This window comes from Photobacterium marinum (assembly GCF_000331515.1).
Lineage (GTDB): Bacteria > Pseudomonadota > Gammaproteobacteria > Enterobacterales > Vibrionaceae > Photobacterium > Photobacterium marinum.
This window is the reverse complement of the sequence record NZ_AMZO01000009.1, coordinates 22,308-34,859: the sequence shown is the minus strand read 5'-3', so window position 1 is coordinate 34,859 and position 12,552 is coordinate 22,308. Positions and strand designations below refer to the sequence as shown.

Sequence of the window (12,552 nt, the reverse complement as noted above, 5' to 3'; positions counted from 1 at the left end):
TGGAAATAATGTATTCACAAGGAAGGCATGTAAATAATAAATTGATAAATAATTACACAATCCGACACTTTATTGATCTCGCTTCACGCAGTTATGCACACTTATTAATAATAAAACGCGACCAATATCAAACCAGTTGATATGCTGACAATTGCTTTCAATACTTAAGCGAAACAAGATGAAATCTATAAATATCCAGAGCATCTAATTACCCCGCATGTCCACAAACATAAGCCAGAAAACAACGGGATAGCTTCATGATAATTAAGAAGTTAAGTAACTATTTATATAGTTAACCAAAGAGACATACCACCAGCTTTACCCACAAAACTGAAACAATCAACTGTATATTATTAGTATGATAAACATATACCTGATGTAATAGTTTTGGGTTGATATTTTATTTCAAAACCGTCTTTTCTGATTCGGATCAATGAACATAAAATGAGTACCTCTGAGAACTGGAGATTTAAAGTTTATGGTGATATTAAATTACTAGTTAATTTAACTGTTTGACTTTAATAAAAGGAGATTTATTAAATGTTATGCCCTGAATGCAAGCAACCAATGATTAAATCAATGGACAAAACCAATCATTGCGTTGATATTAATTGCCCGCCATCAAGAACTCAATGCCCTAAATGTGACTCCCATAACACCGAATTAATCAATAAAAGCATCACAGATGCTGAATTAGAGTGCCATGATTGCTCAAATAACTGGACAATATCCAGAACATCCTGACTTTAAATATACTTTCTTATTATTAATTTATCTAACAAAGGGAATATAGCCCGGCTTTTTCTATTTTCGTCGGGCTTTTCTATATTCATAAGACGTTATGAATATAGTTTATATTTTTATCCTTAATACAAGCAATCACCCGCAACCAAACAGGTCATATTAAAACCACCAGCCAGGTGAATCCAGCCAAAAGCATGGTAACAAACACAGCCGCAGATCCTATATCCTTCGCCCTTCCAGACAACTCATGATGCTCGTGGCCAATCCTGTCAACCACCGCCTCAACCGCGGAGTTTAAAAGTTCAACAATCACAACAAGAACCAAACTGGCAACCATAGCAAGCTGCTCTAACTTAGTTACCGGAAGAAAAAATGTGACCGCAGTCAAAATTGGAAGTAACGTCATCTCCAAACGAAAGGCTTCTTCATATTTCCAGGTCGCCTTTAAGCCCTGAATAGAGTAACCAGTAGCATCTATTATTCGTTTGATTCCTGTTTCTCCTGGCTTCATATATACACTCACTTTTTCACATATCTAAAGTGAATTATATTGCACAGCAACAAAACCACCTAATAACTAAGTAATAAATCTAATACCTTCCTGAGCTGTTCTTTCTCCATAGGCTTCATCTCCCTAACTATGGATGTAGCCTCTCGTCATCAGCTAATATTACGGAACAACTCATCATTTTTGGGTATCAATATTGGAAATAAGAGCGGCCTTTAAAACAGACATGCAACAGATAGCTCAGTTGCATGCCAAAAGCTGGCAGGACATATACCGAGAAGAATTGTCTGATACTTACCTGAGCCATGATATTTATCAGGACAGATGCCAAGTATGGCAACAGCGCTTTCTATTCCCCAAAAAAAATCAGCAAATATTCGTCGCCTGTAACAATGGTGAAAATAAAATTCACGGCTTCATCTGTTTCTATCTCGCTAATCACTCACAATGGGGAACACTGATAGAAAACCTCCATATAAGTAAAAATTGCAAAGGAATTGGGTTAGGCAAGCAACTGCTGCAGACAGCAGCTCGGCTAACCCACAACAAGAATCCCAATCATGGTATGTACCTTGAGGTACTGGCCAGTAACAAAGCGGCGCAAGCGTTTTACCAAAAGTACGGAGCCCAACACATTAAAAACCAGCAATGGCAGGCACCTGACGGCAACCTAGTAAATGAGTACGTCTATAGGTGGAATTCCATCAGTCTGCTGATACATTCTTAACTCACAAATATGAGCTATGGCTACTCTAGCCGGAACAGGTGGATATCACACGGCATCTTCCTGACCAGAGGCTCAGTCAGCGACATCATCAGCTGGCGAATAAGCCCCGACTGGTGATGGCCTAATACGAGCAAATCAACATCGTACTTTTCGACGGCATTAATCATCTGATCTTCAATATAGCCGGTATAAAACAAGTGCTTGTAAACCGGATAATTGGCACCGCGCAATAACCGTTTCATTGCATGAACCGATTCATAATGCTCTTTTTCATCCAGATTTGCTTCATCGAACTCGCGAACACCTTCATCTAAATGACCTAAGTCAGGATCGATATGAATCACACTAAACAGAGCATGATTAATTCTGGCTTGTTCTGCCGCTTTCAGTACCAAATGCTCTGCGTTTTCATCCAGATTTAGCGCTAGCAATACATGTTTGTATCCCATAGGTTTCTCCTTCAACGCAGTTAGCCAATCAACTCGATATCATTAAGGCAAAATGACTGGTGATACAAAAACCATAGAAGATAAAACCGAAACAGAATAGTGCTATGAACACATTCCGTTTCAATCTCTTAATACCCACCTCTGTGTATGCACAGTAACGAAGCTTTCTCAACTGCAGATCATCTTGCATGATGTAAAACGCTATACTTTTGACCAGGATATACATTTAAACCATTTGCATTGTTTGCTTCAGCCCTGTTCATCCGCAGGTGCATTCCATAAACAAAGCAGCAAAGGCAGTGTTATGTATCAAGAATCACTCATTGACTCCTTATCGATTTTCATCATCCTCAGCCTGATTTTCGGGGCCATATTACTGATGTTTGAATTTGGTTATCGTCTGGCACAGTTTTTTCTGCCAAATAAAATCAGTAAGACCATCACCCCGATGGCAACCGGTCTTGCCAGCCTGCTGGCGTTCATACTTGCCATCACATTCAGCATGGCTGCGGCTAAACATGACACAAGGAAGCAACTGGTTTTAAACGAGGCTAATCAGGTTGGAACGGCTGTTCTGCGAACCGAGCTGCTTGACGAACCTTATCGCACCAATAGCAGAGAATTACTGAAAAAATATGTGAATCTGAGGGTGGTAGAGCAGCAAAGCGAACGCAAAGCCAGAGTCAATGAGGTGATCCGTATCAGCGAAAACATCCAACAGCAACTATGGCAGCAGGCAACCGCTGCCCATCATAAAGGAGAACCAGCAGCAAGCCGCCTGTATATTGAATCCCTGAATGAGGTAATAGATACCCACACTGAGCGTGTTAATAAAGGTATACGCGGGCGTATCCCAGCCAGTATCTGGTTTACACTCGGCTTACTCACTTTTCTGACAATTGCCCTGAATGGAATACAGGTTGGCTCTCAGGGACAGGATCGGACATTAGTCGCGTCACTACCTTTTGCACTGGCTTTTTCTTTAGTACTTACGCTGATCGTCGAACTGGATCGCCCAGTTCGTAGTATCATTGAAGTCAGCCAACAACCGCTTATTGATCTACGTGACAACCTGAACAAATAGCCGTCAAGCAGTTGATTTAAAATCATTCAATAATTCCAGAACCTTACGTGAGTGTGATCACAGTTACAAAAATCAGCTACTAGAGCGACCATCTCCTGCTATCTATTAATACTTTTGTGCGATATATTTTGCAGCTGACGATATATTTGCGATTTGAATCACACTTTATGATTCATTATTGCAATGCATGGTCAATATTATAACAAATTCGTTACAACGTCAGATAGGCACACAAGGAGCTCTGTGAGTCATTACTATGAGTAAGGACAACAAGCTGGTTAGGCAAAAACTAAAAAAAGATTCTCAGTCACTGCTGAGAAAAACAAAAAATACGTTTTTAAAACAATATCAAAAAGCCGCTTAATGCGGCTTTTTTAATGCTCGAAAGGCACAACAACAGAGCCTAATACCACCTGATGCCTGGTCGGAAACATCTTCTGCTCAAAGTGATCTATACTGTTAGTTTCTCCGGGAACCGTCGTCGCTTTTCTGTTGGCTACTTGCTGATTAACTACAAGCTGTTTTTTTGCCGACGATAACTGCACATTGCTTCTGTCTGTTGGCGCGACCAATGATGATGAAATATCAACAGGCGCATTAACGTAACGCTCAGACTTATCATCAAACATTGAGAACTTATCCAGCGCCAGAGCGGCCAGCGCAAACAGCACAATAATCAGATTAAACTGCATAGAATCCTCCTTTTCGCAATGCACTGTTTTTATTGATAGTGCAGAAAAGGAGGATGATCAAGATCACAAAAAACTTTAATTAATCACGAAGAGATCCATAAACTCGTTTACCGGAGTTGCCTCCAAGCGGGTCTGATCGCTGCACAAATCAAAAATCGCCTGACAGGTTGCAACAGGGAAGCGGGTTTGCAAGTTACGCACAAACTTACGCTCCAACACCGGGATTCCTTCTTCACGACGACGGCGATGACCAATCGGGTATTCAACCGCGACTTTCTCTGTACAAGACCCATCCTTGAAATAAATCTGAATTGCATTGGCAATTGAACGTTTGTCTGATTCGAGATAGTCGGCGCTGTAACGTTTGTCTTCAATGATTTCCATCTTGTTACGCAGAACATCAATTCGCTCATCACCTTGATGAAATTCATCTTCATAATGCTCAGCCACCAGATCACCGTACAGCAATGGCACCGCAATCATGTATTGCAGGCAGTGGTCACGGTCTGCCGGATTGGCCAGATCACCGACTTTAGAGATGATCCGAATCGCTGATTCATGAGTTGTCACTTCAATACGGTCAATCACATCAATTCTGTCTCTGACCTTTTCATGCAGTGCTACTGCACATTCCACCGCAGTCTGAGCGTGAAACTCAGCCGGGAAAGAGATCTTGAACAGCACGTTTTCCATCACATAGCTGTTAAACGTCTGATTAACCTGAAACGGTTCACCATTGAACAACACATCGTAATAACCCCATTGTGATGCTGTCAGCACCGACGGCAATCCCATTTCTCCTTTCATGGTGATCATGGCAAGACGTACCGCTCGTGATGTGGCATCACCTGCTGCCCAGGATTTACGAGAACCGGCATTCGGCGCATGACGATACGTACGAAGCGAGCAACCGTCGACCCAGGCCTGGGAAACCGCATCGATGATCTTCTGACGATCACCACCCAGCATTTTGGTGACAACAGCAGTCGATGCCACCCGTACCAGCAACACATGATCCAAACCGACGCGATTGAAGCTGTTCTCCAGCGCCAGTACGCCCTGGATCTCGTGCGCTTTGATCATCGCCGTCAGCACATCACGCATGGTCAGCGGTGCTTTACCCTGTGAAACAGCAACACGGCTAAGGTAATCGGCAGTGGCGAGAATCCCCCCCAGGTTATCGGACGGATGACCCCACTCAGCCGCCAACCAGGTGTCATTGAAATCCAGCCAGCGAATGATACAACCGATATTAAACGCCGCCATCACAGGATCCAGCTCATGGGAGGTTCCCGGAACCCTAGCACCGTTCCTGACAGTAGTTCCTGACACAACAGGGCCGAGATGCTTGGTACATTCAGGAAAACGTAGCGCCAACAAACCGCATCCCAGCGTATCCATCAGACAGTTACGGGCCGTGTTGTAGGCTTCGTTTGATTCAATTTCAGTATGGGCAACATACTCGGCAATCTGTACCAGCAGCTTATCCGGTTGCGGACGTTCATTAATATCTACATTCATACTCATTGTGTTATTCCCTACTCAATTCATTTACTTGCCTATTGCATCTGTACTGTTCTAACTACGCTGCTCAATAGGAAGCCATTCCTGGTGCTCTGGCCCGGTATAATCCGCACTCGGACGGATGATCCTGTTGTTGGCACGCTGCTCATAAACATGTGCCGCCCAGCCCGTAACCCGACTCATAACGAAAATAGGAGTGAATAACTTAGTAGGAATACCCATGAAGTGATAAGCCGATGCATGGAAAAAATCAGCATTGCAAAACAAGCCTTTCTCACGCTTCATGACCTGTTCAACACGTTCAGAAACCGCGTATAACGTAGTGTCACCGACATCTTTTGACAGTTTCTCTGACCATGCTTTGATAAGGGCATTACGCGGATCAGACTCACGATAGATTGCATGTCCGAATCCCATGATTTTTTCTTTCTGCTCAAGCATCTGCAAAATGCCGGCTTCCGCTTCGTCGGACGTCTGCCACTGCTCAATCATGGCCATTGCCGCTTCATTGGCCCCGCCATGCAACGGCCCGCGCAGGCTGCCAATCGCAGCAGTAATACAGGAATGGAGATCAGATAAAGTGGACGCACAAACCCTGGCAGTAAAAGTCGAGGCGTTGAACTCATGCTCTGCATAAAGCACTAATGAACAGTGCATCACCTGCTTATGCAGCTCAGACGGAGCCTTACCTGTCAGCATTTCGAGAAAATAACCGCCGATACTGTCCTGCCCACTGTTGGCGGTATCAATCCTGATACCATCATGACTGTAGCGATACCAATAGCAGATAATGGCCGGTAACATGGCAAGCAGAATGTCAGTCTTTTCCCACTGCTCAGAAAAATCCTGCTCCTGATCCAAATTTCCCAGCATAGAACACCCGGTTCGCATCACATCCATCGGGTGAGCATCAGCCGGAATCGCTTCCAATACCTGACATAATGCCGGCGGCAGACCGCGAGCTTCTTTCAGCGCTTGTTTATAGCTATCAAGTTCAGCCTGTGTCGGTAATTTGCCCTTGAGCAGCAAATAGGCAACCTCTTCAAACTCAGCGTGTTTAGCAAGGTCAGTTATGTCATAACCACGGTAAGTCAGCCCGGTGCCGGTTTTACCGACCGTGCATAATGCGGTTACCCCGGCACTCTGGCCGCGAAGGCCAGCACCACCCAGAGGTTTATTGTTTAACGAGTTATCCTTTTTCTTATCAGCTACGGCTATCGCAGTCATAGCAGACTCCTTTCACTATTCTGTGATTCACGTTATTGAAAAATATCTGCCGTTATCTTTGTTTCCTGTTTTCTTCAGGCAAAAAAGAGCCTTACCATCCGATAACAGCAGCAGTTATGAATATTTTTCTTGGGTTTTCCACTAAATAAATGGTCTTCCCACTAATAAACGAAATACTAACTTGCCTGTATTTCAATACCTTAAGGAAGAGTTGTAGTTATGATTTATCGTTGAATAATTTATCGAGCTTCTGCTCATAGTCGTGGTAACCCAAAAAGCGATAGAGCTCTTCCCGGGTCTGCATAAACTCCACAACATTACGCTGATGCCCTTCTTGCTTGAGGTGCTGATACACATTCAGCGCAGCTTTATTCATTGCCCGAAAGGCCGACAGTGGATAAAGCACCATATCCACTCCGCACTCAGCCAAATCATCGCAACCAAACAGCGGGGTCTGGCCAAACTCAGTAATATTGGCAAGAACCGGCACCTTAACCGCAGCAACGAACTCCCGATACTGATCCAGCGTTTTAATCGCTTCAGGGAAAATCATATCAGCACCGGCTTCAACACAAGCAGCAGCCCTTTCTATTGCCGGGCCCATCCCTTCCACTGCCAATGCATCCGTTCGCGCCATAATGACAAAATCATCATCCGTTTTGGCATCGACCGCCGCCTTAATCCTGTCGACCATCTCACTCTGGCTGACAATGGCTTTATTAGGGCGGTGACCACAACGTTTCTGAGTAACCTGATCTTCCATGTGAACTGCAGCAGCCCCGGCTCGCTCCATTTCCTTAATTGTGCGCGCAATATTGAACGCGCCGCCAAAACCGGTATCAATATCCACCAGCAAAGGCACCTCTGTTGCGGCGGTGATCCGGCGGACATCCTCCAGCACATCGTTCAGCGTCGTAATCCCTAAATCCGGCAAGCCATAAGAGGCATTGGCAATACCACCACCGGAAAGATAAATCGCCTGGTGACCAACCTGCTCCGCCATCATGGCGCAATACGGATTAATGGTGCCGACAATCTGCAACGGATGATTGGCTGCAACGGCCTGCCTGAAGCGTTTTCCCGGGCTCATGAGACTTACTCCTTGTCATCTTTCAGTTGTTGTTCAATCAGCTGACGGCTTCGCATAATGTGTCGCCGCATCAGCATTTCAGCCAACTCGCCATCCCTGTCTTTCAACGCCGAGAGTAAATGGAAATGTTCGCCTAATGCCTGAGAGGGACGCGAATGTGAACGCTGGGACTGGTAACGGTACATTCGCAGTAAATGATAAAGCTCACCGCATAACAGGTGGATGAGTTTGCTGTTTCGGCTGGCCTTAATGATCCGATAGTGAAAGTCAAAGTCGCCCTGCTGATGGAAGTAAGAAGCACCGTCAACCTGCTCAATATGCTTGCGGTGAGTTTCCAGCAAATCCTGAAGCGCATCGATTTCTTCGTCTGTGATATGGATGCAGGCAAGGCGAGCAGCCATTCCTTCCAGTGCTTCACGCACCGCGTAAATTTCCAGCAGCTTTGCTCTAGTCAGCGTCACGATCCTTGCACCTACATGCGGTACCCGCTCTACCAACCCAAGTGATTCCACCCGCATCATTGCTTCGCGCAACGGCCCACGGCTAACTCCAAAGCGGCGAGCCAGTTCAGGTTCAGATATTTTGCTTCCTTCAGGGAAATCGCCGTTAACGATCAGCTCGATTAATTGCTCAGTAAGATTCTCTGATTTGGTCAACTCCTTACCTGCACTCTCCCGCCCAGCATCATCATTACCGGCTTTTTCATTGAGATAAGGATTGTCGACAGAACCTGCAAATGAACTTTGTTTACTCATACCTGTTGTTAACAATTAATCAACTTATGAGCAAATCTAGAACCAGAAAGAGAATTATTCAAGGATGATTGTTAACAATGTGTATCAGACCTTAGTCTGATTGTTGACACTAAAAACAGATGAAATAATCACCACAGAAACACAAAACTGCTACGTATGTCATGTAAACACGTGTTTTAATGATAATATACTTAACAGCGTTCCATTTTTTTATATATATTGCTCAATATATAAAAGAACAACGCCATTCCCGTGACAGCTAACTCTAGTTCCACTGAAATTTTCTATCAGCTGCTTGATCTCAATGAAGCAGAGCAACAGCGATCTCTTGACGATCTTAAAAAACGACACCCGTCGCTTTACCAACAAGTTCTACCGCTAATTAATGTAAATCAGGCAACAGACGCAGCACTGACCCAACTGCTGGGCTTCCATGTCAAACAGGTATTCGATAACGACATCAGCTTCAACGGCCTTACGATCGACAAATACAAAATCAATGACGAAATCGGTCGCGGCGGTATGGGGGTTGTTCATTCTGCCGAACGCTGTGATAAGACATTTGAGCAGGAGCTGGCGATCAAATTTATCCAGCCATCCCTGACCGATATTCTAGGAAAAGCATTCCTGTTTCAGGAAGCTCAGCTGCTCGCCCGACTGAACCATCCTTATATCGCCAAAGTATTCGATGGTGGTGAACACCAAGGTTATGTCTATATCGTGATGGAAAAGGTAAAAGGCCGGACCATCAATGAAGTCATCAACTCAGGAAACCTGAACCAAAGACAGAAACTCCAGCTGTTTATCCTAATATGCCAGGCTATCCAACATGCTCACCAAAACCAGATCTTACATGCCGATATCAAGCCTGAAAACGTGCTGGTTGACGACGCACTGATGCCAAAAGTCCTCGACTTTAACATTATCCAAAAACAGCAGCAGTCTTCACAAGATGCCGCCCCCCTTCTGGCTTACAGCAAGGCTTTTGCCAGCCCTGAACAACAAAACGGCCAATACCTGACTAACCAGAGTGATGTGTTCTCTCTCGGAAAGCTGCTGTTATTCATGGTAGGTGAGCAGCCGGCAAAAGCAGATCTAAAGCTGATCATAGATAAGGCAACAAAAGAAAATGCCGGGCAGCGTTACTCGTCGGTTATAGAACTGATGGCTGACATCAAAAGCATTCTCAACCAACGTCCAATCAGCCTGAAAGCCCACAAGCCATTTTATGTTACCCACAAGCTGATACAGCGTCGGCCACTACCTTCAGCATTGGCCGGATGCCTGTTGCTGTGCGCCGTCTTATTTTCAGCAACATTAGTTCATAAAAACAGACAACTGGAGCAGGAGAAAGCAATCGCCGAAGACATGATGTTTGAGGTCACCAGCCTGCTCTTTCACAGTAAAGGGGATGTCGACAGACAGATGTCGGTTCAGACCATGCTTGAGCTGACCCGCAGACGTATTTTGTCGAACCCGGATCTGCCACAACACATAAAACAAAAAATGCTGTTAGCAATGATGACACCAGTGCCGGAGAAGCACTCAATAAAAATAGATTGCCAACAAAATTGTGCAACATCAGTATCAAACTAGGTTATATCTCATGATGAAAAGGACTTTTTCCGCCATTACTCTAGCAACCATCAGCCATTTAGTGATGTCTGCCTCTGAAATTCAGGCTGCCTCAGATATTCAGACCGGCTATTTCATAGACTCCCCGGTAACCGGGCTTTATTACCAAACCAGTTCCAGCTTGGATGGTTTTACTGACAAGGGTGCTTTCAATTATAAAGACGGCGACGTTGTCACCTTCTATCTGGGCACAAACAAATCTGCACTTCCGATTGCGACATTATCAGGTCAGGAAGTTGTCACCCCGACACTGGCATCCGCTACCCCCAGCCGTAGTGTTAACCTGACCCGACTACTGCTGTCATTGGACAGTACCCCAGGCAATCGAGAGGAAATAATCCTTGTCAGCAAAGCACTGTCCGATCCGCAGTTTCAGAAGAAGTTGCGCCAAATAAACCTTCAGGCTTTGGACGCTTCAAAAGACAAGCTGGGCATTGATCTGGTTTCCGTTCAGGAAGCTGCCCGTCACCTCGATGAGAGTCAGACTTATATCGAAAAGAACTTCACCTCTGAAGAAGTGATCCTGCGTCCGCTAAATACAAAATTCCGCAATATCATCATCAAACGCCGCGACTGGCAGGGCAACCTGTGCTTTTTTGATGTGGCAAGAAAGTCATCACCAGACTACTACGGCCCGATTGGCAGTATGACCTATATGGTCACAGCAGAAGGGATTTATGAGTACCCGGATATCGGTGACTACTTTGGCAGTACTGACAGCTCTGTTTCCGGCTGTGAACTGAATACCAAACACAGGTATACCGAAGTGCTTTTTGAACCTATCGAAGTATTTGCCGAATGGGGAGGTCTGATCGGCTGCGCAATCCAGGGATGTACCCGTAATGATATTAACGGGTTTACCATTGAAGATTACGATGACGAAATAGACTGGAAATACCGCACAGTCGCGATTAATTACGACCCAAATACACAGTTACTGATGCAAAAAAACCAGGGGCTGGGACCTAAGGAAAACGTTTCTCACCTTAACCGCTCTGAATCGATCTGGCTGACAACCCGAGCTGACGCAAATCACCATGTGGATTTTGACGGTCTCTGGCAGGAAACAACTTACCTCAGCGACGGTAACATCGATAATCAATGCCTGTTAGTCACAGGCGGCAAAGTACTCTCTGCAGCGCCTGACGACGATGAATGCCCGACCGGGATCAAAGCTTACGCCAACGATGTAACCGCATCACACGGTGATATGTGGTGGCTGGAACCAGCCAACTCAAAGGCAACACTTGCTCAGCTCAATACCGCTGTTAAATGGTATGACACTAACACCAAGCCTCGTTATACCAGTTGGGAATACCTGCCAGCAGGGGAAAACTGGGAACAAGGTGTTCTGTACCGCCTGCAACAGCATATCGTTGTCGATAATAAAGGAATTCAACACCCTCAGACACATTTGATTTCCGAGCTGAAAAAGTACCAAAACAGGGAGTCACGAAAATGAGTCAGGATATCACCCAAATCATCCATAAATGGCACCATGGCGATAAAAACGCAGAGTCTGAATTGTACCGGTTTGCTTATTTGCAGCTACGTAGTATCGCCCACCAGGAGCGAGCCCGAAATGCAAAAAAACACGGCGATGATAATCAGGTGCTGAGTGATTGCATCAACAACACCACAGCATTGATCCATGATGCTTACCTGAAACTGGCAGGCACAGACTTATCCCATATAGAAAACCGCCGCCAGTTTTACCTGATGGCAGCTAAAGTCATGCGACAAATCCTCATTGATCATGCCCGGGCCCTTAACGCTCAGAAAAGACAGCAAATGCCCCAGGCAGAACCAAACTCCCAAGGAGATCGGTTCGAACAACTCCTGAGTATGGATAAAGTATTGGATAATTTCAGTCAGCACTACCCACGGCAGTCTGAAGCACTGAAGCTAAAGTATTTACTGGGAATGAAAAATCAGGAAATCAGCCAGCTCCTGCAATGCAGTAACAGCCTGATCGAGAAGGATCTGAAATTCTCCCGTTGCTGGCTGCAAACTAAAATGGCCTGAGTTACCAATTAACTATTTTTAGTAAAAGCGGCAAAAAATCTTACGGTTTTTTGTCGCTTTTCCGTTCCTTGATGGCTCAATCCCTCCCCTGT

The 12,552-nt window shown here is 45.1% G+C and carries 12 protein-coding genes; 5 read left to right on the top strand and 7 right to left on the bottom strand.

Annotated elements, in window-relative coordinates; translation table 11 throughout:
• Positions 1-898: 898 nt before the first annotated feature.
• Positions 899-1,255: a diacylglycerol kinase gene (locus C942_RS08380; protein WP_007464621.1), complete on the bottom strand. Its 357-nt coding sequence runs from the start codon at positions 1,253-1,255 to the stop codon at positions 899-901.
• 193 nt (positions 1,256-1,448) lie between these two features.
• On the opposite strand from C942_RS08380, the gene C942_RS08375 reads away from it, so the two are divergent.
• A complete protein-coding gene (locus tag C942_RS08375; protein ID WP_051035754.1) occupies positions 1,449-1,979 on the top strand; it encodes a GNAT family N-acetyltransferase in 531 nt (176 codons plus the stop codon).
• Between the two features lie 20 nt (positions 1,980-1,999).
• On the opposite strand, the gene C942_RS08370 is transcribed toward C942_RS08375, so the two are convergent.
• Complete coding sequence (locus C942_RS08370) at positions 2,000-2,428, bottom strand: universal stress protein (protein WP_007464617.1); 429 nt, start codon at positions 2,426-2,428, stop codon at positions 2,000-2,002.
• A 304-nt stretch (positions 2,429-2,732) separates the two neighbouring features.
• Between C942_RS08370 and C942_RS08365 the strand changes: the two genes are divergently transcribed.
• Positions 2,733-3,512, top strand: a complete 780-nt coding sequence (locus C942_RS08365) for a bestrophin-like domain (protein WP_007464615.1) — start codon at positions 2,733-2,735, stop codon at positions 3,510-3,512.
• Between the two features lie 374 nt (positions 3,513-3,886).
• On the opposite strand, the gene C942_RS08360 is transcribed toward C942_RS08365, so the two are convergent.
• The 5 genes from C942_RS08360 to C942_RS08340 all read right to left on the bottom strand — a co-directional run bounded on the left by C942_RS08360 (position 3,887) and on the right by C942_RS08340 (position 8,800).
• A complete protein-coding gene (locus C942_RS08360) occupies positions 3,887-4,204 on the bottom strand; it encodes a hypothetical protein (RefSeq protein WP_007464613.1) in 318 nt (105 codons plus the stop codon).
• Positions 4,205-4,279: 75 nt separating this feature from the next.
• Entirely contained in the window at positions 4,280-5,731 is a 1,452-nt protein-coding gene (locus tag C942_RS08355) for a bifunctional 2-methylcitrate dehydratase/aconitate hydratase (RefSeq protein ID WP_007464611.1), read from the bottom strand.
• Positions 5,732-5,782: 51 nt separating this feature from the next.
• Positions 5,783-6,955 (bottom strand): bifunctional 2-methylcitrate synthase/citrate synthase, encoded by a 1,173-nt coding sequence (prpC, locus tag C942_RS08350; protein WP_007464609.1) that lies wholly within the window; start codon positions 6,953-6,955, stop codon positions 5,783-5,785.
• A gap of 217 nt (positions 6,956-7,172) precedes the next feature.
• A complete protein-coding gene (prpB, locus tag C942_RS08345) occupies positions 7,173-8,045 on the bottom strand; it encodes a methylisocitrate lyase (protein WP_007464605.1) in 873 nt (290 codons plus the stop codon).
• Positions 8,046-8,050: 5 nt separating this feature from the next.
• Positions 8,051-8,800 carry a GntR family transcriptional regulator gene (locus tag C942_RS08340; RefSeq protein ID WP_007464603.1) on the bottom strand — a complete coding sequence of 250 codons (750 nt, stop codon included), beginning with the start codon at positions 8,798-8,800 and terminating at the stop codon, positions 8,051-8,053.
• A gap of 252 nt (positions 8,801-9,052) precedes the next feature.
• Here C942_RS08340 and C942_RS08335 point away from each other — a divergent pair, with 252 nt between their 5' ends.
• From C942_RS08335 to C942_RS08325, 3 genes are read left to right on the top strand one after another with little or no spacing between them, the layout of a single operon-like run.
• A complete protein-coding gene (locus tag C942_RS08335; protein ID WP_007464601.1) occupies positions 9,053-10,396 on the top strand; it encodes a serine/threonine-protein kinase in 1,344 nt (447 codons plus the stop codon).
• A gap of 10 nt (positions 10,397-10,406) precedes the next feature.
• Positions 10,407-11,897 (top strand): hypothetical protein, encoded by a 1,491-nt coding sequence (locus C942_RS08330; RefSeq protein ID WP_007464599.1) that lies wholly within the window; start codon positions 10,407-10,409, stop codon positions 11,895-11,897.
• A complete protein-coding gene (locus tag C942_RS08325) occupies positions 11,894-12,460 on the top strand; it encodes an ECF-type sigma factor (RefSeq protein ID WP_007464598.1) in 567 nt (188 codons plus the stop codon). The genes C942_RS08330 and C942_RS08325 overlap by 4 nt, the downstream gene beginning before the upstream one ends.
• Positions 12,461-12,552 lie beyond the last annotated feature (92 nt).